Source organism: Sulfurisphaera ohwakuensis, from assembly GCF_009729055.1.
Classification (GTDB): domain Archaea; phylum Thermoproteota; class Thermoprotei_A; order Sulfolobales; family Sulfolobaceae; genus Sulfurisphaera; species Sulfurisphaera ohwakuensis.
The window spans coordinates 894,594-919,646 of the sequence record NZ_CP045484.1 but is presented as its reverse complement, the minus strand read 5'-3'; the positions used below and the strand labels follow the sequence as shown (position 1 = coordinate 919,646).

General features: G+C 32.2%; 15 protein-coding genes and 1 pseudogene. 11 read left to right on the top strand and 5 right to left on the bottom strand.

Annotation, left to right across the window (positions count from 1 at the left end; all coding sequences use genetic code 11):
- Positions 1 to 405: 405 nt before the first annotated feature.
- On the bottom strand, positions 406 to 3,042 hold the full coding sequence (locus tag D1869_RS05235; protein ID WP_375781477.1) for a glycoside hydrolase family 57 protein: 2,637 nt from the start codon (positions 3,040 to 3,042) through the stop codon (positions 406 to 408).
- A 573-nt stretch (positions 3,043 to 3,615) separates the two neighbouring features.
- Between D1869_RS05235 and D1869_RS05230 the strand changes: the two genes are divergently transcribed.
- From D1869_RS05230 to D1869_RS05210, 5 genes are read left to right on the top strand one after another with little or no spacing between them, the layout of a single operon-like run.
- A complete protein-coding gene (locus tag D1869_RS05230) occupies positions 3,616 to 5,049 on the top strand; it encodes an extracellular solute-binding protein (RefSeq protein WP_375781476.1) in 1,434 nt (477 codons plus the stop codon).
- A gap of 6 nt (positions 5,050 to 5,055) precedes the next feature.
- Positions 5,056 to 5,934: a carbohydrate ABC transporter permease gene (locus tag D1869_RS05225; protein WP_156014216.1), complete on the top strand. Its 879-nt coding sequence runs from the start codon at positions 5,056 to 5,058 to the stop codon at positions 5,932 to 5,934.
- 10 nt (positions 5,935 to 5,944) lie between these two features.
- The gene (locus D1869_RS05220) at positions 5,945 to 6,829 is read left to right on the top strand and encodes an ABC transporter permease subunit (RefSeq protein ID WP_156014215.1); all 885 of its coding nucleotides are present in this window, start codon (positions 5,945 to 5,947) and stop codon (positions 6,827 to 6,829) included.
- Complete coding sequence (locus D1869_RS05215; RefSeq protein WP_156014214.1) at positions 6,826 to 7,929, top strand: ABC transporter ATP-binding protein; 1,104 nt, start codon at positions 6,826 to 6,828, stop codon at positions 7,927 to 7,929. The genes D1869_RS05220 and D1869_RS05215 overlap by 4 nt, the downstream gene beginning before the upstream one ends.
- The gene (locus tag D1869_RS05210; protein WP_156014213.1) at positions 7,922 to 9,793 is read left to right on the top strand and encodes a glycoside hydrolase family 15 protein; all 1,872 of its coding nucleotides are present in this window, start codon (positions 7,922 to 7,924) and stop codon (positions 9,791 to 9,793) included. The genes D1869_RS05215 and D1869_RS05210 overlap by 8 nt, the downstream gene beginning before the upstream one ends.
- A gap of 392 nt (positions 9,794 to 10,185) precedes the next feature.
- On the opposite strand, the gene araD is transcribed toward D1869_RS05210, so the two are convergent.
- Positions 10,186 to 11,307, bottom strand: coding sequence for an arabinonate dehydratase (gene araD / locus D1869_RS05205; RefSeq protein ID WP_156014212.1), 1,122 nt, complete (start codon positions 11,305 to 11,307; stop codon positions 10,186 to 10,188).
- A gap of 473 nt (positions 11,308 to 11,780) precedes the next feature.
- On the opposite strand from araD, the gene D1869_RS05200 reads away from it, so the two are divergent.
- On the top strand, positions 11,781 to 13,103 hold the full coding sequence (locus D1869_RS05200) for an aspartate aminotransferase family protein (protein WP_156014211.1): 1,323 nt from the start codon (positions 11,781 to 11,783) through the stop codon (positions 13,101 to 13,103).
- A gap of 101 nt (positions 13,104 to 13,204) precedes the next feature.
- On the opposite strand, the gene D1869_RS15395 is transcribed toward D1869_RS05200, so the two are convergent.
- Together D1869_RS15395 and D1869_RS15390 are read right to left on the bottom strand one after the other, a co-directional pair.
- A complete protein-coding gene (locus tag D1869_RS15395) occupies positions 13,205 to 13,792 on the bottom strand; it encodes a hypothetical protein (RefSeq protein WP_231113733.1) in 588 nt (195 codons plus the stop codon).
- Between the two features lie 124 nt (positions 13,793 to 13,916).
- Positions 13,917 to 14,207 carry a DUF4322 domain-containing protein gene (locus D1869_RS15390; protein WP_231113732.1) on the bottom strand — a complete coding sequence of 97 codons (291 nt, stop codon included), beginning with the start codon at positions 14,205 to 14,207 and terminating at the stop codon, positions 13,917 to 13,919.
- 449 nt (positions 14,208 to 14,656) lie between these two features.
- Here D1869_RS15390 and speB point away from each other — a divergent pair, with 449 nt between their 5' ends.
- Positions 14,657 to 15,571 (top strand): agmatinase, encoded by a 915-nt coding sequence (gene speB / locus D1869_RS05190; protein ID WP_156014210.1) that lies wholly within the window; start codon positions 14,657 to 14,659, stop codon positions 15,569 to 15,571.
- A 56-nt stretch (positions 15,572 to 15,627) separates the two neighbouring features.
- On the opposite strand, the gene D1869_RS05185 is transcribed toward speB, so the two are convergent.
- Positions 15,628 to 17,187 (bottom strand): amino acid permease, encoded by a 1,560-nt coding sequence (locus D1869_RS05185; RefSeq protein WP_156014209.1) that lies wholly within the window; start codon positions 17,185 to 17,187, stop codon positions 15,628 to 15,630.
- A gap of 1,214 nt (positions 17,188 to 18,401) precedes the next feature.
- Here D1869_RS05185 and D1869_RS05180 point away from each other — a divergent pair.
- The 4 genes and pseudogenes from D1869_RS05180 to D1869_RS05165 all read left to right on the top strand — a co-directional run bounded on the left by D1869_RS05180 (position 18,402) and on the right by D1869_RS05165 (position 24,512).
- Positions 18,402 to 19,376 carry a metallophosphoesterase family protein gene (locus D1869_RS05180; protein WP_156014208.1) on the top strand — a complete coding sequence of 325 codons (975 nt, stop codon included), beginning with the start codon at positions 18,402 to 18,404 and terminating at the stop codon, positions 19,374 to 19,376.
- Positions 19,377 to 19,797: 421 nt separating this feature from the next.
- Complete coding sequence (locus tag D1869_RS05175) at positions 19,798 to 20,253, top strand: Lrp/AsnC family transcriptional regulator (RefSeq protein ID WP_156014207.1); 456 nt, start codon at positions 19,798 to 19,800, stop codon at positions 20,251 to 20,253.
- A 1,146-nt stretch (positions 20,254 to 21,399) separates the two neighbouring features.
- Positions 21,400 to 22,726, top strand: a pseudogene (locus D1869_RS05170) (aminotransferase family protein).
- A gap of 505 nt (positions 22,727 to 23,231) precedes the next feature.
- The gene (locus D1869_RS05165) at positions 23,232 to 24,512 is read left to right on the top strand and encodes a M20/M25/M40 family metallo-hydrolase (protein WP_156014206.1); all 1,281 of its coding nucleotides are present in this window, start codon (positions 23,232 to 23,234) and stop codon (positions 24,510 to 24,512) included.
- Positions 24,513 to 25,053 lie beyond the last annotated feature (541 nt).

Here is a 25,053-nt window from a genome sequence, read left to right as displayed (position 1 = left end):
GGTCTTTCACGCGTTCTTCGCTAATTGTAATATTCTCTATTAGATTAGTATAATTTAATGCATAAATAATACAGAATACGTAAAATCATTACGAATAATCTAAATTATAGCCTCCTTATCATGCACTCTTATACAATCCACATATTAATACTGCTTAGTGTATACTTAATAACAATAACTTAACTCTATTTAGGCAAATGGAAATTGCAAACTACTCATGAATCTCCAGTAATAATTGTCTAGTGCTTCTATTTTCCTATTAGTGATACTTTTTGTACTTGTTACAACCTATTAAGTTCTATTCATAAAATCAGAATTAACATAGGGAGTAAGGAAAAATGATATTTAAAAATTATGAATCTTAGTCTCATAAGTATTATGTTAAATAAAAAATTATTATCTTTTCTATATGTATCTTCTCCTAATAATTTCAATAATAATTAATGATGCTACAATACTCCCTAGTATAGTAGATAAGATCGTCATTTCATTTGATGATCCCTTAGTGATCGTTACTTGGTACGAGGTAATTAAGAATCCATAATTTGTAATAGGTATTAATGTTAATCCAACCTCTTGTGGAGTTACCGGAGAATATAAGAGTATATCTATAGTTCCACTCACTCTTAACGGTAACTTAAATTCATTTTCCCCGGGGTTTAATATGAGTGGGAAAGCAGTTTCTGTAGAATTATACTTTATTACTAATATCAGATGTAATGTGCTATTTATTCCGTTATATATATCTATCTTTATCTTATTACCTTCCGACTTCACCTTTAGGAGTTCTATCTTTTCAAATTGATTCTTTACTGTAGATATTATTGTATGAGTGTAAAGTAAAGCTTGTTCTTTAAACCATATTGGACCAAATGCTGGTGGACCGGTTTGCCATGTCCAGTCACTGCCTTCAGTTACATAAAGGTAATTCCATAAAGTATCAATTAAGTTAGTAGAATTAGGCGTTGTGTTAAATGGTAAATAAACCAATGGAGAAATGTTATCTCCTAACGCTACAGTGTACGCTACCAAGTATTCCCTAGCTAAAGATACGTTTTGCCAAATCTCTGTTTTACCTATGTAGCCATTATTCCAGTAGTTTAGGTTCAAGTCCCAAGAATTGACCGGCAAGTTTGTAATAATTGAAGTAGGTTTATGAGTAGCTATTGCCTCGCTTGCAGTTTGAGTTATTAACCAGCTTCCTTGATATTCAGATAAAGCTTGATAGATTGCATATAAATCACTAGGGCCGGTTGTTGGATTAAATATTAATGGGTTTTCACCATCTAGGGCTACGGTAACTACTCCACCTGGATTATTCATGTAGATTTCAGCTAGTTGTTGAATTAGTTCTTGGGCTGTAAGCTGAGATGATTGACTGAAGAATTTAAAGCCGAACTCGTTAGATAACGTAGTATTTCTAAAAAGTACTACAATAGTTTGACCTAAATTATTTTCAACTATAAACGGTTGATCTGGATTTAAGGAACCATTTACTAACGTTACATAAGGTAAGAAAGCTTGCTGGTCTAATATAGTAAATGAAATTCCAGATTCGTTATAAAGACCTACTAAATCCATATCGAATGCCATTTCTGGGGTCCATGTTCCATTAGCCCATACTCCAAACACTTCATGTGTCATATTCTCACCCATCTCTATTTGGGCTAAAACATCGCTCCAATATCCATCTTGGAGTAACAATGGCTGTAAAGGATGATAGAATGGTACAGTTAGGACTTCTACTTTTCCCTCCTTCATTAGTGTTTTATATAAGTTTAGAGTATAGTTAACAGCCTCAATATCATGGGTCACATTAACTCCGAAGTTTGATGTAAAGGTAGCGTTTTCTTCATGAAGTATCGTCTCCCATTGGTAAAGCAATACTGGCGTAAAGTCTATGGTAACGCTTACATTAAATTGGTTAATTAATAGTGCTTGTAATTCATAAGCACCTACTAGACTACCATTCCATATGAAATCTTGCCCAGTATGAAGCCAAACCCAAGGTTGTTCCCAACTTCCATTAGGAGCAATATATAATGGCTGATGCATATTCCACACAATTACAAGGCTTAATGGTTTTTTACCCGTTGTATTTAATACGTAAAATGGAGATAAGGTTACTTGTCTTTGCAAAGTATTATTTACATATACGCTGAGTAATGGGCTATAAATTCCCTGAGGAATATTAGAGGTATCAATAGCAAATGATATGTTATTTAACCCAGGATTTAAAGTAGTTGATGTATTATAATAAAAGTCTGCTATTTTTAGAGAAAGAAAAGCATTGATGGGTATTGAGTATTCGTTATTTAGCTCCACATAAATATATGCTTTCTCTCCTTCAACATAAACGTACTTATTGTATGTTGCGTTAATGAACATTATGGGAGAATAAACATCTTGTATTGCAAAATTAGTTCCAGAAACGTTATGAATCCATTGATTAAGAGTTAAATCATGATAAACCCATTGTACCCACTGACCAGGTTTAAATGGACCTATTAAAATAGTATAGTTCCCCCAAAGCGGGTTATAAGTCATTAACTCGTCTGTTATATTGCTCCACGGAAGACCAGTTTGAGGACCAGTTGTAAGACCATAATGAATATCTATCTGATCTGGTGCTCTCCCAATCATAGTTATTAATATAGAACCGTTTTGCAATACAGTAGCATAAGTTTGACCTACATTAGGCGGATTAACTTCTAAGTTCCAGTTCCAGAAAGGGTGATTGTCATAATTTATCCATTGTCCGGTAGTATTATCGTAAAAGACCCATGCTATCCATGTTCCGTTTTCAAACGGTCCTATAGTAGCACTAAAATTCTCTCCATTCCATTTCATTTCTGTGTTATATATTTCAATCCAGGCTTGTTGAGGCCCGTTTTCAATTCCATAATGTAAAGTAATAGTATTGTTGCTAGGTATTCCTGCTAAATATATTGTAACTAGTCCGTTACTTGCTACGGTAAAGTTCACATTTAGTTGTCCCGCTGTTGAAACTGGTACTATCAAACTCCATAAAGGCAACATCATTAGTATTATTACCATAGCACTAAATTTTAACATAAAGTTCTTAACTTTCATTATATCAATCAATTTCTAACAAATATTTAAATTTTCCTCCATTCATAATGATTATTATAGTTTTGAATAATATTTTAGATGATATCATTATACTATTGTAATAGCTAATAAACAATATTAGATTACTTAAAACACCTAAAGATATTTAGCACTTAGGGAATTTCATAGAATCTAATAATAGTATTGTGAGAACGATGATTAAGTTTTGAGCATTTATTTTTAATTCATAATTTATTGCTATGTTGAGTTAGAGAAATGTATAAACTTTCTCATAATTATTTATGAGAATCTATAAAAATAATGACTTAAGTATAAAGTCCATAAATAAAAGAAGAAATTTTTATATTGGAAGAATCATAATGATAATTGGGTGATTGCTTGAAAAAATACAAAAGAGCAATATCTAAAACTATTGTAGCTATAATTGTAGTAATAGTAATAATAGTAGCGGCAGTAGGTGGTTATTATGCCTATATCTCTTCACAGCACCATGTAACGCCTACTACAACAACTCCTCCTACAATGACGTCTACATCATCTACTACAACAACAACGACTACCACATCTCCAGCTATTCTTAACACAAGTAATCCGCAAGTTTTAATGAAGTTAGTTGGACTTACTTCTCCACCATCAACTCCAGTTACAATAACGGTATGGGATAGTTATAGCACCTCTGAAAACCAGGCATTTAACGAAACATTAGCTGCCTTCGAACAAGCGTTTCCATGGATTCATGTTGAGGTAACCTATGGTGTTGGAGTAGGAACTTCTCAGTTCGAAACTGCCGCTGAAGCTGGAAAAGCACCTATAGTATATAGAGATACGAGTGATTCTGGAGGTGCTTTATTTGCAGCTGGTCTAGTATTGAATTTATCTGAATACCTCCCTCAAAGCATAACATCTTTGTACTTACCTACAGCTATAGATGATTGGACATTAAACGGTTCTGTGTATGGCTTACCAGATAATATAAACTACATAGTAATGTTTTACAATAAACAATTTGTGCCATATCCTCCAAACACTACTAACCAATTAATTCAGATAGCTGAGAATGTAAATAAGACTTATCATATTTGGGGAATTGCCTATGGTGCTAGTCAAGAATATGGATATAGATTTGCAGCATGGTTTGCAGGATTTGGAGGAAACATATTTACAACTACTAATGGGCAAGTTTACCCAGCTTTAAATAGTACCGCAATGGTCGATGCACTAAACTTCTGGTATAATCTAACTTATAACTTACATATTAATTATTTAGCACCAAGTACAGGAGCTGGAGGAGCTGAAGGACAATTATTTATAGCAAACAAGACTGCAATAATATTTGACGGACCTTGGGATCTAAATGCATATTTGCAAGCTTTAGGACCAAATTTGGGTGCTGCACCATTACCTATAGTTAGTCAAACAGGTTTGAGGGCCGCACCATTTATAGGTTCTACTGGATTCTTAATAGCTTCTCCCCAAGCTAGTGGAGCAACACCAATGCAAATAAAGGCAGCTTTAATATTTGTGTTATACTTTACTAGTTATCAAGCAGATCTAAGATTATGGGATGTAGCCCATGATATACCAGCTAATGTGCAAGCTTATAATGAAGCTATAACTGAATTAAATGAAGGAAAACTGCAGCCTTCATATCTAAATAGTATCATGAAGGGAATATTAGAACAAGCTCAATATGGCCAAAAGTTCCCCAACATACCTCAAATGGCTTATTATTGGAATTCATTCCACGAATATGCTAGTGAGTTCTTCGCTGGTAAGATAAGTGCTAATGCTGCTGCTCAAGGAATGGAGCAAGCTTTTGTACAGTCACTAGTACAAAATGGTTTACTTTCTGGATTGCCAATCTTCCCAGTATTACCACCGACCCAGTTCCTTTTGATAATAACAGCAGTACTATCTCCCTTAATAGTAGTATTACCGAGAAGATGGAAGTGGTGAACCTAATTGAGAAAGGATAAAATTTATCCGTTTTTTTACATCCTTCCTATTCTAGTTGTTACGTTATTTCTTTTTATATTTCCTTTAATATACTCACTGTATATTTCGTTTACTAACTTAAGTCTATTACATTTCTTTAAGTATGAATTTGTAGGCCTTAAAAACTATTTAATAATATTTAAATATGGTTATTTTCTGGAACTATTGAAAAATACACTAATATGGACTGTAGGAAGTTTAGTGACTATGATGTTATTAGGATTTTTGCTAGCATTGATACTTAATCAGAGTGATCTTAAAGGCAAATCAATATTTTATGCTATTCTCATTTTACCCTGGGCTTTTCCAGGCTTCATTTCACTTTTAATATGGCAAGGCTTATGGGTTGACCCATATGGTATGATGAACAAATTAATTTTACCCTTACTTCACTTGCCTAAGATAAATTCACTTACTTCTACCACAGACGCATGGATAGAATTGATAGTAACTAATGATTGGCTTTCATTTCCGTATTTTATGACTGTCTTTTACTCAGCACTCCAGAGCATACCCAGAGAACTTTATGAAATAGCAGATTTAGATGGAGCTAACGCCTTAACTAAATTTCTAAGAATAACTTTACCTTCTCTTAAGAAAACTATTGCATTCGTATTCATAACCAGTTTCGTATTTACATGGAATAATTTTTACCCAATTTTTATATTAACCGGTGGAGGACCCGGAATCTCAACAGAAACTTTCATAGTATATGCTTATGAGGAAGCATTTAGCTATAGTAATTTCTCTTTAGCGGCTGCTTGGTCTGTGATTTCCACCATTTTCGTTATAGTTCTTGCTATAATTGTAATTAAGTATACACACATATTAGACTCATTTACATGAGGTGAGTAACATGATTCGTGTTAGAAAAAAATATAAAATTTCTAAAATTATAAGATTAACAATATCATATTTTATCTTATTAGTTATGGCATTTTTCTCTATCTTCCCCTTATATTATGTTTTCATGACATCATTCAGCAACTCCCCAAGCTTAATATCTCTCAGTATATCAACATTATTACCTAAACATATATATTTCACAGCATATAAGGAGTTACTCTCAGCAAATTTATATGGTGGTACTTTTCCTCTATGGATTAGAAATAGCTTAATTCTAGCAGGATCTACCGCAATAATTTCAGTACTATTAGCATTAATAACCGGATATGCATTATCAAGATTAAATATACCAGCTAAGAAAATCTTAGCTACATTCATTTATATTGTAACATTCTTTCCTTATACTGCTACAGCGGTACCCTTATATTTATTATTCGCTAAACTTCATTTACTTAACTATATTGGTTTAATATTAGCATATACTCCCGGAACCTCAATATTTGCCGCTTTCATAGCAAAACTGAGTATAGACGCTATCCCGTCTTCTTACGAGGAGATTGCAATGGTAGATGGGCTATCAAGATTTGGAGCATTTTTAAGGATTATAATGAGACTAGCCTTACCCGTAGTGGCTTTAACCGCAATATTGGGCTTCAGTGGTGCTTATTTAGATTTCGCTTTAGCTTACTCCTTCTTGTTGCCTAATGTGAAAGCGTGGACTGCAACAATAGGTCTTTATTACATGGCCGGGCTATTAAATCCTGCTAGTGCACCAGCATATAATATATTTGCTGCAGGAGCAGTAATAATGGGTATACCTCTAATGGCATTATTTATAGTCTCCCAAAGAATGATGACACGTGCGTACAGTAGTTTAGCTGGGGTGAAACAATGAGTTATGTTAAATTAGAAGATATTTGGAAGGAGTATGAGTCAAAAGGAAAGAAAGTACAAGTATTAAGAGGATTAAACCTAGATATAGAGAAAGGAGAATTTGTAGTTATTCTAGGACCTTCTGGTGAAGGAAAGACAACAATTTTAAAAATTATAGCAGGCTTATTAAGGCAAGATAAAGGTCACGTATATTTAAGAGGAAAAATAGTAGATGATTTACCTCCTAAAGACAGAAATGTTGCAATGGTACCGCAAAACTACGCTTTATACCCCTTTATGTCAGTATACGATAATATAGCCTTTCCTTTAAAGATAGCCCATGTCCCTAAGGATGAAATTAAGAAGAAAGTAGAGGAAGTGGCTAGAATGTTAAGAATAGACGACTTATTGGACAGAAAGCCCAGCCAATTAAGCGGAGGTCAAATGCAAAGAGTGGCAATAGCAAGAGCATTAGTTAAAGGGGCAGATATCATATTAATGGACGAACCTTTATCAAACCTTGATGCTCAAGTTAGAGTTTTAGCGAGAGAAGAGCTAAAACAATTACAGCGTAGTCTTAAACCAACCATAATATATGTTACTCACGACCAGATAGAAGCGTTAAGTTTAGCCTCAAAGGTAGCAATACTTCATGAGGGAGTTATACAAGCTTATGGAGATCCCATGGAAATATACAGAGAACCAAATAATGCATGGGTAGCAAAATTCTTAGGTAATCCTCCAATGAACGTCTTGAAAGGAGAAATAAAAGATAGTAGTATAATCATAGGCAGCACTAAAATTGAGTTACCTACTAAATTCAGAAGTATAGTTAAAGAAGGGCAAAAAGTCTTAGTAGGTATTAGACCAGAGGACCTTTACTTAAATGATAACGGACCTTTAGAAGGTAGTGTAGAAATGGTGGAAGACTTAGGACCATATAGTATTATTCATGTTAAGATAGAGGATGAGACTATAAGAGTAATAGAAAAATCAATAACGAGAAGAGAGAGAGGCGAAAAGGTTAAATTAAGTATTGATACTAGTAAAATTGTTCTTTTTGACCAAGAAAGTGAAAAAAATCTTATGCTGTTGCAATCTAAAGTGGAAAGCAATGAATAAGAAACAAGCTCTTCCGTTACTAATATTAATAATTATGTTTTTTCATCCTATGTTGCTAACTACTTCCACTAGTTCTCAAACTTATTACAATAGTCCATCCTATCTTTTACTGAATAACTGGGATAATCAGTCAATTTGGATAGTAACTGGTATAAAAGTTCCTAAACCTTTACTTAATGGATTTCCGATTTTTCCTCCTTCAATAAGAAACCTTTATGTAGGTAAATTGGGAATCCTAAACTTTAGTGTGAACATTAATATCACTTCGGAAGACGCTTATTTAACACTCAATAACAGTGTTGTTATTTCTGGTAATGAAGGAAATATAACAATAATGACACCTCCTTATACTCCGTACATTCTACTGACGTTTAATATAGTAACAAGATTAACTATAACAGTTTTGACAAATGCAACGATTTATAAAAAAGGAGGAGAAATTGTTATAAATATGAGTAAGCCTAGATTACCAGTTTTCCTTTTATCTAACATTAGCTCATATTTTATTCAAAATCATGAAATTATATTTAATATATCTAAAGGAATATGGTTCTTGGAAATAAGCGTTAACGCAAGTCCGTATAGCAGTGTATCGGCTTTAATTAACTTAAATAATAAAGAAGTTTCCCAATGGCTTAACAAATCCAGAATTCCTAAATTACCCAATACGTTATTGAAAGAATATTACCTCTCTCTTTTACTTATTAAGGATGATCAAAATCCTTATCTAGGCACTTTCGCTGCTTCTCCTTCTCCAATATACTTATATTCTTGGGTTAGAGACTCGGCTTTCAGTGCCATAGCCCTACAACAATCTGGACATTATAATTCAGCCTTAAAATATTGGCTTTGGATGACTAATACAGAACAACTTCAGCCCGGGGTTTGGTATACCAGGTATAATTTCTACAACGGAGACCCAGACTCGAGTTTCGGTATACCAGAGTTAGATAGTATAGGTCTGTATGAGATCGGAGTGTACGATTATTATAATTTAACTCACAATACCACATTTCTCAAGTTAGTTTTACCCAGAATTAATGAAAGCGTAGAATATCAAATTCAACAGATAGAAAATGATAAATATCACCTAATTCCCCCAGACTTAAGTGTATGGGAGGACAGATTAGCGTATCATTTCTGGACAGAAGCTATAAATGATTTAGGCTTATCAAGCGTAGTTAAAATCTATAAGGCTTTAGGCTTAAATTATACTCTCGTATTGAAAGCAGAGAAATTGCTAAATGAAAGCATCCTTAAATATTTCTGGGACAATAATTCATTTGCCTCAGCACTTGGGACTTCTGTACTATTTGAAAATGGAAAGAGTGAAGAAGTCTTAACACCAGAGCCACCTTCAATAGATTCCGCAACATTACTACCCATTGACATGGGATATTTGCCTTATAACTCCAACTACTCTGTCGAAAATTTTGACACCGTAGTAAAGACATTAACCAGATATGGCGGATTAGCTAGATTCCCTGACGATCTTTATCACTATTCCGAGTATTTATATGATGCTACCGCGCCTAGTCCTCCGTGGATAATTACCACGTTATTTGAAGCATGGTATCTAGAGGGGATTGGAAAGTATAATGAGGTAGAAAGTATACTATTCTGGGCATATAATCATAGTCAGCATGGTCTATTGCCAGAAGCCGTAAATCCTTCTGTAAATGATAGTTATCCGTTGCCAACTACATCGCCGTTAACATGGTCATCAGCTATGTTCGTCATTGTCTCTCTACATTATAAGCAAGAACATTCATCAGTACTGATTTTAATATTTTTAGTTATAGTAATAGCTTTGATACCAATCCTATATTATTTAATAAAAAAATTCTATCATAGTCAAATCTAAATTAGAGTAAAAAGCTGTAAAATAAAGTGTCTTTTATTCTACGATTGTTAATGTGCCTTTTTAATAGCGATATATGATTAGGTTTAGCATTTACAAGAATTATAGTTAAAATTCATTATTCTTCTGATCATTCTCTTCCAATATTTAATCTTCATCAAGATGATAATAAAATATGATTAATTTAATGACAAAATCATGTTATTTTACCTTACGTTCTTTTTAAAAAACTGTAACTTAGAGCTTCTTGTAAAATAATGATGAGGAAAATCTTATAGAACATATGAAATAAATACACTATAGAGTTAGAAAAATATTGAAAAATTCGTAATGTAATTAGAAAATATGATATGGATCATTTAATGGCCGATTAAAACAAAAATTCTTTAACTAATTTAACTTTTGCACTTATACTCTTCTAGCACACCTTCTCTCAAAGTATATCCTAATCCGGGTCTATCTGGAGTAACTAAATGCCCATCATCTATTTCAATTTGCTCCTTAAATATCTTATCCCTTAAATCGTTTCTTCTTAAGTGCATCTCAATCCATTCAGTTCCTAATGCACTTGCAACATGAAGATTTGCTATGAGTGATATTCCACCAGCAGAATAATGCGGAATAAGGGGATATCCCATTACTTTAGCCATATTCCCTATTTTAATCATTTCCGATATTCCTCCAGTCCACATTGCATCAGTTTGAACTATGTCTACAGCCTTCTTTCTCATAATCTCATAAAACTCCCATCTAGTATATGCTGTCTCATATCCAGCTATTGGAACCTCTAATTCCTTTGCAAGCTCAGCACTTAGATCTAACAAATCCGTCTGTATCGGTTCTTCAAAGAACCATATGTTTAACTTCTCAACCTCTTTACCCATTTTTAATGCCTCTTCAAAAGTATATACATTATTGGCATCAACAGCTATTCTTACATTATCTCCTACAACCTCCCTAACAGCTTTAAGCCTTTCCAAATCTTCATTCATAGACTTTCCACCAATTTTAATCTTAACACCTTTAAAGCCCATCTTCACGTAATATGCTACTTCATCCTTTAGCCTTTCCAAATCTTTTTTCTCTGAATAATATCCTCCAGTAATATAAGCTCTAATTTTCTTTTTTGCCCCACCTAATAGTTTATAAATAGGTTTCTTTGTCTTCTTACCCATTATATCCCAAAGGGCTATATCAATACCACTAATACCAGCAATCACTATACCTCTTCTTCCGAATCTTAAAGTTGCTTTATACATTTTATCCCATAGATTTTCAATAAGCTCCTCGTCCTCATTAAGAAGAAGTGGTTTAAGAATTTTATCTATCGTAACTTTCACTGCATCAGAACAACCATAAGCTAATGATTCACCATAACCTACATAACCATCGGAAGTCTCTATTTCTGTAACTACAATTTCCATAGGGTGTTCAGCTAAGGCTTTAACAGCTAACGCATCTCTCTCCTCATTTATACCTTCATAACACAGTTTGTAGGTTCTAATATCTTTTATCATCAGAAAAGGTATAATAATTTATAACTTATAAACAAATACTTAAACTTGTTGCGTAAAAATATTTAACTAAATAAAATTTTTATGAAAATAATAGGACTACTTATGATTTTTGAACTAACAAAGCTTAGACTATAAAGTTTTTATTCTGTGTTATTCAGATTAACAATTTATGAGCTTTTCGTAATTTTATTTATTAGTAGAGTAAGATCTTAACTATTAAATACACAAAGTAATATAGGTAGTGAGTAAACGTATATGATGAGGATGTTACAATTTAAACTACATAGAATAATTCAAGTATGCTGTATCATTTGTGTATTGAATTATGTTAATCTAGTAAGCAAAATTGCAGTCCGTAGTAAAGACCTAAATGGCCAGTTAGGAGAGGCCGTGTTCATAGTTTGAAGGTTAATTGAATATTATACAAATACAACTTTGTAATTCTTTTATATTGTTCAAACATATAGGTACTTATGACGGAAAATTTAGATAACAGTATCTTAGATGCTCCAAGAATAGTAGTCAAACCGCCTGGACCTAAATCGTTAGAAATTTTAAAACAACAAGAAGAATTAGAAACGTCTGCCCTAAATTATCCTAAATACTTTAGGATAGCAGTAAAAGAGGCCAAGGGATCTACAATAATTGATGTAGACGATAACATATACATAGATTGGTTTGCTGGAATTGCTGTAGTTAATTTAGGGCATAATAATCCAATAATAAGAAAAGCAATAGAAACTCAATTGGATAAAATCTGGCATTATTTGGAAATTCCAACTGAAATAAGAATAGAATTCATGAAAACTCTAAGAAAAACACTTAACTTCGATGCGAAATTTTTGTTTACAACAACGGGTGCAGATGCCGTAGAAGCTGCGGTAAAAATAGCTAGATGGAACACTGGGAAAAGATACATTATAGCATTTAATGAAGCATATCACGGAGTTACAGCGGGAACTGTGGGATTAAGTAATTCAACTAACCATAGAAAGTTCCAACCATATTATGATAATAATGTAATAAGACTACCATATCCTTACGAATATAGATGTCCATTTAGAGATTGTCTAAATGAAGTTCTTTCTCTAGTAGAACATGAAATAAAAATTAATGATGTAGCTGGATTAATAGTTGAGCCGATAGCTGGGGAGGGTGGATATATAGTCCCTCCCAAGGGATTTTTGAAGGGATTAAGAGAAATAACTACGGAATACAATATTCCTCTAATAGTTGATGAAGTACAAACTGGGGTTGGAAGGACTGGGAAAATTTGGGCTTATGAGTGGGAAGGAATAAAGCCAGACATAGTTACGATAGCTAAAGCTATTGGTGAGGGAATTCCTATATCATTAGTTGCATATAATAAAGATCTTGATAAATTACCTCAAGCCTTTCATTTAGGCACGTATAGAGGTAATCCTTTAGGAATAGCTGTGGGAAACGCTACATTAAACTACTTAATGAATTCTAACATTTTGGATAGAGTTGTCTCTTTAGGTGAATATGCTAAAAAGAGGTTTGATGAGATTATGGAGAATTACTATAAAGGAAAGTACGATGTTAGAGGATTAGGTTTTATGATAGGAGTAGAATTTTCAAACGAACGCAAAGATCCAATTAATGTCAAGCCTTATATAGAGACACTTTTGGAGAAAGGAGTGATTATGTATAAAGCTGGAATTTACGACAATGTGCTAAGATTTATGGCACCGCTAACAATTCCTAAGCAATTATTGGATAGAGGATTAGAAAAATTTGAGGAAGCAGTGAAGGAGGAACCAAGAAATGCATAGAGAATTTTTAAAGAAACATATAATATGTGTACATATAATTGAATATGAGAGAAATTCTGAATAGCATTTATAGGAAAATCCTTCCCTAGACCCCAATTTCATCACCCCGAAAATAATTCAAGAGAGTTAAAAAATAGATAAAATAATTTAACTAAATATTCTTGCAAAATAGTAATATTATCTTGCAAGAGCAAGATGGTTAGGAGTAAGCGGAAGTCTTCCTTGCTCGTTGTCCCCTTGAGGAGCAAGTATAGTGTATAGATTAACATTGCTAGGAGGAAGATGAATAATCGGAATAGCCAACTCCTTGATGAGGTAAAGATTAGGAAAGATTTGATTAACTTGTATGATGTTTCTATTGGTGTTCTAACCTTGTTATACCATTTTACAATAATACTCCTATTTACGTCTAGGTTTGTCCCCTTTGCCAAGTACTCCTTTTCCCTACCGTGATGTATTATTAGCCTAAAGGTTGCCTTCTTAGCATTTGACTTTGCAGTATAATCCCCGTCAAAATTTCTATGTATTCCAACCTTTTCCATGGCTACTCCAATGATGAAGTTAAACCTTGATAAGTAGTTGATCACGTCTACTGAATAGAATCCGGCATCTAGTGTTACTAGTTCTATTTCTAGGCCTAATGCTGGTATTTGTTGTATTGGGTTTTCAACTATCTCTAGCCTAGTCATTCTATGCGTGTTAGTATTAGTGTTTTTCCCTTTACTCTTGTTGTTGCTGTTGTGTAATTCTATGCGTAATCTTTTTCTGAGCCGCTTAGTCCTTCTACTGGTTTTCCCTTGTATTTTACTGACGTTAGTCTATTGATATTTTTACACGTTTTCTTTCACCTAGTTCCTTGATGGAGGTTGTTTTGATCATGTTTAGTATTTGTTCTATTACTTGTGGTTGTTCTTCCACGTAGTTTCTTACTGTTTGTGGTGAGATGCCAAATTCTTTTGCCTTGTTTTCTACGGAATCTTTTGCTAGTGCTGCTGTTACAAGTGTTTTCTTGGCTTCTTCTGCCTTTCTTCCCTTTATGATGGAAAATAATTTTTCCTTGATTTGTGCAAGTGTCTTTGGGTGGACGGAGTCTGGTATTATCAAGTTAGTTCCCCTAAGGTAATACCACTCCGTCCACCTTAACTTTTTATTACAAAATTTTCAAGATAATAGATAATTACTCTTTGAAATTATTTTTGTAAAATGAATTTGGGGTCTAGGGTATATTCTCTCATAACTTAAAGTACAACAGTCTGTTTAGGTAAATAAAAGATCTTAAGACGAGTGTCTTGTCCTATAAACTTCAACAGAAGAGGAAATATCACTATTAAGTTAGTGTTATTGTATTTATATAAGAGTTATATATTCCTTAACATAGATTAATTTATAGTTCGACATAGATTTTTTCAGCGTAAAAATTTTTAATACTTAGATGCAGTAATCTATATTAAAACTTTCGATGATGAATCTTTCAGTTAAATTTACTTTATTAAATCTTTCTTTTTTGTATGTCTTCCATAATTTTATTAGGTTATATTGGTTATATAAGATACATGAGACAAATAGATGCTCTTAAATCGCCTCGTTTTACTCAAGTTTCTACGTATGGAAGACTTCCTCTTTGTTCTCAAGGAGAGGAAGTAAAAGCTGTCTTCTTGGGTATACCATTCGATGATGCTACGACATATAGGCCAGGAGCTAGATTTGGACCAATGGGCATTAGGCAGGGATCAAGACTTTTAAGACCTTATAATCAGTTCCTTGATGTCTATCCTTTTGACATGCTAAATGCGTGCGATGCAGGTGATGTTAATGTTGTTCCAGGTTATATTGAAGATACTATGAAGGTAATCGAAGATAGTGTTTATAGTGTAATATCTAAGGGGATAGTACCTTTTATAGGAGGAGGAGATCATTCAATCACATTACCGATATTAAGAGCTATGTATAGAAAGTACGGTAAAGTAAATATTGTCCATTTCGATTCCCACTATGATTTCTGGAATCTATATTGGGGTAAGAAGTATACTCATGGAACTTGGTTAAGGAGGGCAATTGAAGAAGGATTGATTAATGTTCCAATACAAGCTGGTATAAGAGCATCTACTTTTTCTAAAGACGATTTAGAGGATAAGAAAAAATTAGGCGTTAAGAGTTTTACGATTAGAGACTTAAAGTATAACTTAAATACGGTTATTAACGAGATAAATTCATTAAAAGGCCCTACATATGTATCAATAGATATAGATGTCGTAGATCCAGCTTTTGCTCCGGGAACAGGAACACCAGAAGTTGGTGGACTTACTAGTTTTGAAATTATCGAAATAATAAGAAAGCTAAAATTTGATAAGCTAATTGGATTTGATGTTGTAGAAGTTTCTCCACCATATGACGTTAGTGAGATAACAAGTATGTTAGCTGCTAATATAATCTATGAAGGAATGAGCGTACTTTCTCTAGCTATATAACATTATATTTTGTAATTATAATAAAAATATTTTATTTTAAAATAATATTTTGATTTTCATTCTGGTGGTATTTCTTTAAATATTAAATCAAAATCTATGCCTTGTCTGGATCTGATTAATTTAGCAACATAGAAAATTATGAATAAAACTGATATGGAGCCAGCTAGAATTCCGTAACCAATTACGGTATCAGCACCTATAGCAGGAACAGTTAGATATTGATAGAAGGTAAAGATTAGGTATATTAATCCAAAAATTGAAACTAACCTTATTATCTTATTTTCTTTTTCAGTCCTTAATACTGCTATAGCTACTACAGACATAGGGAACAACATTAGTATTGCTACTGCAACGCTTGATAGCAGAAAAGCTACTGCAGATGTCACTGGTAAGGTAAAGACTATTAGACCTATTAAACCTGCAGCCATAGAGAGTAAAATGGCTTTAATTGGTACGTGTCTTTTTTCACTCACATCACCTACAAAATCTGGCATTATTCTATCCATAGCATATGAGAAAAGCAATCTACTCCCTACAAATGAAGCTGCTGCTAGATACATTAATAATTGGATTATACTTGCTAAAGCAAATAATGCACCTAAAATAACATTCCCGCTGGCTACACCTTCTAATATATCCAGATAAGGCGTAGGTATAGGTAAGGTACCTTGAACTATACTCAAGTACATCATCTTGGTAGTAAAATCATATCCAAACTGGTTGTATTCTAAGGCTAAAGCCGCAGTAAATATAAAACCAGTTATTACTAATGTACCTAAGATACTTAAGGGAAGACTCCTTTTTGGGTTTCTAACCTCACCAGCTATATATACAGTGTTTATTATATAAGAGAATCCGACAACATACACCGGGTTCAATGATATTATGTTGTAAATATTATAGTATGCCGGTACAGCAACATTCGACCTAGTAACGTTCTCATATAAGTTAGTAACATTAGCATAATATAATGCGAAACTATTTAGCCTAGATATAGCTACATGACTAGGTACTGTTATCTCCACTATTATCATTCCTACAGCAGCTATTAACGCTAACGGTATCGCTATCCATTGCATTACCTTATACACCCTATTACCAAATATAGGAATCAATGACATTATTACTATCTCCGTAGCGCCTATAGCCATTATCAAATATGGATTACTATCAATAGTCGAACCTAGGCTGATAAGTGTTGGATTATGAGTGTAATACCCTAGAATAGTGAGAAACGGTATTAAACCAAATGTCTGTAATGTGATACCAGAAATTCCCATAAATAGTGGAACCGTAGCTACAAAGTAACCTGCGTTACCCACAAATCCTACTGCAGGATGTAGATTTCTACTTACGTATACATAATCGGCGGCTACACGAGGTATCTTAGAGCCTATATACGAAAATAACCAGCCTACTAGGAAAAATCCTCCTAACGGTAGTAATAAGCCTAGAATAGGACTTCCACCTACTAATGGGCCTGTCGAGGTTACATAATACGTAGAAAAAAGCAAGCCCAACAATGCTATATTAAACCATAATGCATCTAAAATTCCGAATTCTCTCACCAGCCCAGAAGATTCTCTAAGAAATACTGGTTTTCTATTACTTGACATAAGTGTTAGATATCTTGAACATATTATAAATCTTTAGAACGTTCAAGTTGTATAATATCCAAAGTATTTATAATCATTATAAAAATAAGAATAAATACTCTAGCTTTTAAACATCTAATCTTGGATTATTTATCATCATTATAAATATATACAAATTTTCATTATAATATAATCATTTATAATTTAAGATTAATTACATTAATATAAATATAATAGAAAGTTTTCTACTTAAATTTATGCAACATAATATATAATAAAATCTTAATTCATAAGACCAACCAAAGCAACTCGAGGCTAGTAATCATTAGTTATCAACTTAGCTAATGGATAAAAATAACTTCATAAAATCTGTTATGTAAGGGTCTCTCACGGCTCTTTTATGAATTCATTTTATTTTAATATTTTGAGATTAAATAATTGATTGTAGATTGACAATTGAAGAGACCAACGAGTTATACCACAGACTTAATGGAGATAATGATGATAATCAATTATTTCTTCATACAATTATTCTAATTCTATGAGAATATTACAATTCAAAAGGAGTCGTAAGAGACCCTCTGTTATTGTATAGAATTATTTTAATCATATTATTATATTTATAATTTAAATAATATATTTATTGTAATTTTATAATTTCATCTAAGTATAATTACGTTATTTATTAATTCTTCTTCCCTTAGTTAAAAATAGGAACAGTTCTCAAACAGTTAACGATTTCAAAAATCCGTAAAAATATTATTGTAATTAAAATATAATTTTCCTAATATCACTCGCTCCAAACCTAGAAATATAAAGACTAAACATTATTTTAGAAAACACTTAAATGTGAGGGTTTTGAAGTGTTTGTATTGGTAGCCTAAGAATCCTTAGTCTATACAAATGATTTTCGTCCTTATGTCTTCTCTAGAAAGATGACATCCTTAAACGAAATATATTCTAATTAGATGATTAAACATTAAACATATTGGTAATAATTAGATAAAAGTGGAAATAATTTTCAAATTTCATTAGTGCTTAAGAGCAGTACCATATTGCATATTTTAGACTATATTACTGCTACTAAATATTAAATATAATTTAACTATGTACGAAAGAACTACAATTCATATAACCTAAAAATAATAAGTCATATATTCTATTTATTATATTTGTAACTTTTTCAACTCTCTCATTAGTAAAATTTTTAAAGTATTTTATATTTATTAATTACCATGGGTTTATTTAACAGAAATAAAGCTGACTCTAATAAAATTGGAAACTTAAAGATACTTTTTACTAGTGATCTACATGGATCCGAAACCGCGTTTAGAAAATTCTTAAATGCGGCATTGATGGTTAAAGCTGATGTCCTAATTATTGGAGGAGATTTGGCTGGGAAATCTTTAGTACCAATAATTGAGTTGAAGGATGGAAAGTTTAAAGTTGAAAATAATTTAGTAGGTAGAGAAGGCTTAGAAAAGATAATTAAAAGTTATAAAAGTAACGGAACATATTATACTATTGTAGACGAGAAAGGCTATGAAGAACTAAGCCAAAACAAGAAAGTATTAGAAGAAGAGTTCAAGAGAGTTATGATTGAAAGATTAGAGGAATGGGATAGAATAGCGCATGAAAAATTGAAGGATACCAAGCTTGTTATCTATACTAACTTAGGAAATGATGATCCACTTTATCTGTTTAATGTAATTAAAAAGAGCAATAGATTAGTTAAAACCGAAGATGAAGTAATAAATCTGAACGGATATGAGATGATATCATTCGGGTATGTAAATCCTACACCTTGGAAAACTCCTAGAGAGATGGAGGAAGACGACATTTATGCTCACTTAAAACAAATGGTTGAAAAAATAGATAATCCAAGGAAAGCAATTTTTAATTTGCATGCACCTCCATTTGGATCTAATCTAGATAATGCACCGCTTCTTGATAATAATCTAAAACCTGTAGTAAGAGGAGGGGAAATGGTTTTTACACACGTAGGATCTAAAGCAGTAAGAAAAATTGAAGAGGAATACGTACCTTTAATAGGTTTACATGGGCATATCCATGAATCTAGGGGATTTGATAAAGTAAATAATACACTTGTTATAAATCCAGGTAGTAATTATAACGCAGGCATGCTTCAAGCTGCATATATAGTGTTAGAAAATGATAGAGTTAAATCTCATCAATTTATTATAGGATAGTAATATAACAGAAATTACACAGAGGCTTTGCCTATAATACTTTCATAGCTCCTATTTTAATTAAGTTTGAGCTAGTGAATTTGCTTAATAATAACAAAATTTTTATAAGTTTAAATCATTATTTATAACTATATAATAATAGTGGCACATTTTAGATTTAACATTAGGTATATTAAATAACTAAGTTAAACTAAACTTAGATCGCTTTACGTCTTAGTAATAAACTCCATTCATATTTTTATTTCCCTTCAAAATATTATTATAGTATTATTTATAAATCGTATTAAATTATAGTATTGTATATTGTGTAGACTCATGGGAAAATAGTCAACGTTTAGCCAAAATATTAACAACTGTATGATTGTGTTATATACTAAAGATGTATTTATATTTTTATATGTTATTTAATATTTGATAAAGAATGGATGAGATAGATTTAAAAATTCTGAAAATACTTCAAAAAAATGCAAAATATTCATTAGAAGATTTAAGTGCTGAGTTGAAAATTCCTAAATCAACTGTAGCCTATAGAATTAAAAGATTGGAAGCTTTAAATATTATAAAAGGATATTATGCTCAAATAGATCCAACAGCATTAAATCTAGATTATATAGTAATAAGTTTAGTAAGAGCTAGATACGGTAAAAATTACCATACAGAACTAGGATCAAAGCTAGCTAGTCTACCTGGTGTATGGGGAGTTTATTTTGTACTAGGTGATATAGATTTTATTGTTGTAGGTAGATATAGAAATAGAGAAGAATTTGTAGAGAATTATCTAGAGAAACTAATGAGTATGCCAGAAATTGAAAGATCTAGTACTCAAGTTGTCGTTAAAATAATTAAAGAATCCCCCAACATGATTATTTGGTGGTAAATCGAATATAATCGAATATATTTATTATCACAATTTATTTTTATATATAATAATTACTAGATAGCATATAAATTAGTGCAGTTAGTGTACAACATGATTGTAAGAGTCTATTTTACATAGAATTAATAATATATTATAATATAAAAAGTTTAGCTGAAATTAAACATAAACATGGTACTAAAATGAATTGCTAAGTAAATGAATCCCATAGAATCTGTCTTTATTTAATATCATAAATTTCATTAGGAATGTTTTCGGTAGAGAGTGTCTAATGCGTAATTAATGTGAATAATTAGATAAACTAAAAAGTTATAAAAAACGTTTTTCATAGAATTAAATTCACTTAATTACGACGAGTATGATAATATAAAATCAGTTTATTAAATGTAATTAGAAATAACTTATTAATTTTTGATAATCTAGGAAAAAGGAGCCTTTTCTAATGAGGTTTTGCAACGTATAGTTCAACACATAATATAATCTAAATGAAATCTTCATTAAATATTATCCTGCCAGTTGGATTCTATAATACCTTTTTTCTATAAAAATTTTGTTAATAAAGTAAATTACATTGATTATGCATTGTATATTCTCATGGGAATATGTACTCACTTGTTAAATCGCTACGATGGCATTATAACCAGGCTCCTAAATTGGATTTTATCGTAGATGCTATAGTTAACTCAAGTAACATTCATTTTTAATACCTACAATTTCATACTGAATATTTCTATTGCTCAAAACTATTTCTAAAATCATTTCATCCCTCCTTTTTGTGAGTATTCAAAGATAATACTATACTTCACTATAAGGTTTAATATTATACTTATTAGCAGTTTATGTAAAATCCTAACGATAAGATAATTTTTAAATAAACCATTCTCAGTAGTGAATATTCTTACTATAAAAACGATATTATTACTTATCCTATTTACTGAAATTAGATATAAGTATTAGAAAATTATTTGTAAGAATTATCTTGTGCAACGATTTTCCAATAAATGCTAACTTATTTAAAATTCTAAAGAGCAAGCTTTTCTCCATCTTGCTTAGGCAAGAAATATATTATTATCCTTTAAACTACATTAGGAATAACAAGAATAAAATGGGTCAGATTTATAACTAGTACTAAAATAACAATATTTTATGGATGATGATAAGAAAATTATAAGAGAGCATACATTCAAGACATGGAGTAAACAAAGTAGTTGGGAACCAATTATTGTAACGAGTAGTAGGGGTGTTTATTTCTATGACAGTAATGGTAAAAAATATCTCGATTTTTCGTCACAATTTGTAAATGTTAATCTTGGTTACGGAAATGAAAGAGTAATAAATGCAATAAAAGAGCAACTTGACACTTTACAATACATTAATTCCTCTTTCGGTGCAGTAGTTAGAGCTAAAGCAACAAAAGCACTTCTCGAAGTAATGCCAAAAAACCTTACAAAATTCTTCTTTTCAACATCCGGTACAGAGGCTAATGAAGCTGCAATAAAGGTAAGTAGGTTATATAAAAAACCATCATATAAGATACTAGCTAGGTATAGATCATATCATGGATCTACAGAGGCATCAATATCGTTAACTGGTGATTACAGAAGAATGGTTTGTTGAACCAAATACAATGCCGGGTGTAGTAAGATTTCCAGAGCCTTATTGTTTCAGATGCCCTTTAAAGCTAAAATACCCTGAGTGTAATTTAGCATGTGCAAATTACGTTGATTATATAATAAAGCAAGAGAAAAATGTGGCTGCAATTATAGTAGAACCAATAACCGGAACTAATGGTGTTATAGTACCCCCTAAAGATTATATGCCACTACTTTGGAAGATAGCCAAAGAGAATGACGTATTGTTTATAGCTGATGAAGTAATGACTGGTTGGGGAAGGGTAGGGGAGTGGTTTGCAGTTAACTTATGGAACATACAGCCAGATATTTTAACTACTGCTAAAGGTGCCTCAGCCTCCTATGTCCCAATAGGAATTACTGCATTTAATAAGAAGATTGGTGAGTTTTTTGAAGATCATATATTTGCCCACGGTCATACGTTTGAAGCACATCCCGTATCATTAGCTGCAATACCGGCAGTAATTGAAGAATACAAGAGGTTAAACCTATTGTCACATGTTAAAGTTATGGGAGAATATCTAGGGAAAAGATTATTTGAACTTAAGGAGAGACATAAGAGTATTGGTGATGTTAGAGGAATTGGACTATTTTGGGCTATAGAATTAGTTAAAGATAAGAATAATACGCCTTTTGGTGATTATGAAGATAAATATGAGGGAAAGCCCACACTTGTAGATATTATATCAAAAAAAGCATTAGAGAAGGGGGTTTACGTATATAATGGACCATCATGGCTCATAATCTCTCCACCCCTTATCATAAATAAAGAGGAGATAGATCAAGGTATAGAAACGTTAGATGAGGTAATAAAAGAAGCAGATAGTGCATTTAAAGATTAACATTAATAATGTTTTTATGAACTTCTTCATAATGTTGTCGTTGAGGATTTATATTTCTATAAATTTTTAGCATATAATAATATGTTAATTTAATATTTACATTCTTTATAAAGAAAGATCATTTAATAAATTTATTTATATATAAATGACGACATTATCTTTGGATTCAAATAGGATATAGTGTTGCATTATGGTCTCTCAATCAAGAAATCCTTTCAGATATTCATAAAAGGTAAAGAAACTTCATTATTTATAGGTTCAGATTCTATAGCTTAAACAATAATTACTGTCACATTCGCAATAATGATTTCCACTATAGATTTATGATACTCTATAGATATATTCGTAATAATAATATTTGTATTTTTCATTAAATTCATCCCTAGTACGAAAGGAAAACCATTAATTGAAGAATATGAAATATCAGCATAATTTCCGAATTCAGTTACTTTTTTAGTGACAAGTTAATTTAAAGATATTTAAGCCCCTTTAATTACTCTATATTATGCTAACTGAAGAGGAGAAACAGTACGCATTAAAGAAGTACGTGGAATTCTTACAACACCCTTCAATCTCTGCAACTTGTGAGGGAATAAGGGAAACGGCTTCGTGGCTCAAAGAATTCATGGAAGAATTAGGAATAAAGGCCACTATAGAAGAAACTGGAGGGCATCCAGTAGTTTACGGTGAGGCTAATAATGGGGGTGATAAGACGCTACTAGTATACAATCACTATGACGTCCAACCTGTAGATCCCCTAAATGAGTGGAAATACCCTCCCTTTTCAGCTACAATAGAAAATGGTTATATTTACGGTAGAGGGGCATCAGATAATAAAGGAGTGTTAATTGCAAGACTAATAGCGTTTTCAAAATACAAGGGGAACTTAAACTTCAAATTCCTAGTTGAGGGTGAGGAGGAAATAGGTAGTGTAAACTTACCAAATTACGTGGAAAGGAAAAAGCCCAAAGCGGATGCAGTGATCATGGAAGGAGCAGGGTTAGATATTAGGGGTAGACCAATGATAGTGTTGGGAGTTAAGGGACTACTATACGTCCAACTGACAGTAAGGACTGCTAGTAGGGATATTCATTCTTCAAATGCACCGATAGTTTATAATCCCGTATGGGAGCTGATCAAAATTTTAAACGAGATATACGACGGTGAGAGGGTAAAGCTTAAGGGGTTTTATAACGATATAGAGCCTTTAAGTGATGAGATGAAGGAACTTATCGCTAAGCTTGATATAGATATGGAGGAGTTAAGAAAATCATTGGGGGCTTATAAACTTAAGAGTGACATAAGGGCATTATATACTGAGCCTACATGTAACATAGACGGTATTTATTCTGGTTATGTTGGTAGGGGGAGCAAGACTATAGTCCCAGCATACGCCTTTGCTAAGATCGACTTTAGGTTAGTCCCGAATCAAGACCCTAAAAAAGTCTTTTCATCACTCCTTGAAGTAGTTAAGGATAGAGCTGAGGTTGAAGTTTTTGGAATGGAGAAGCCAGTTAGGACAAGTCCTAACGCTAAGGTAGTCAAAGCGATGATTAATTCAGCTAAAAAGGTTTACTTACTTGACCCAGTTATAATTCCCAATTCTGCTGGTACTCAGCCCATGGGGGTATTTTACGACTTGGGAATAAGGGAGATTGTAAGCGCTATAGGTGTTGGGACTCCTTCATCTAATGCTCATGCTCCTAATGAGAACGTTAAATTGGAGAACTTTTACAAGGCCATTGAACATGCCTATGAGTTCTTTAACGAATACTCGTCAGTTTAAAAGTTTTAACTTCTTTTTACCTATCGTTTACTAACAAAAGAAAGTTAAAAATAAAAGGTTCAATTAACAAAGAGTGGTTACACCCTTATCTCCTTCTACTTTGATAACCCTCCTATTAAACTTAGTAGAAAGAACTCTGTTAGTGTAACTAACCCTAATACTCCTCCAGCAATTACAAGTCGTTATTGTCCTTATATTCGCAGCATAGTGTCATTAACTCATTCATTATATCTGGTATTCCTAAGTATATCATTATCGTACAGTTTACTATATTAAAGTCGTGGATATTGTAGGTTAGTGAATGTTTTGTCGCTTTATCTACTATCTAGGTTATTATAGTTTAGCACTTTCACCTATTTCCCTGCCATGCCTTTCGCCAAAATATAACCTTTTCCGTCTATTTAAGCTCTCCTTAATATAATATATAAAAAGTTTTCAGGTAGTTTAACAATTATATTCAACTCCTGCTTTTTAACTGTGCTTAATATCTTATATTAAGAGATCACCTTGTTTCACTCAAAGTAAAGATAATAATATGTCA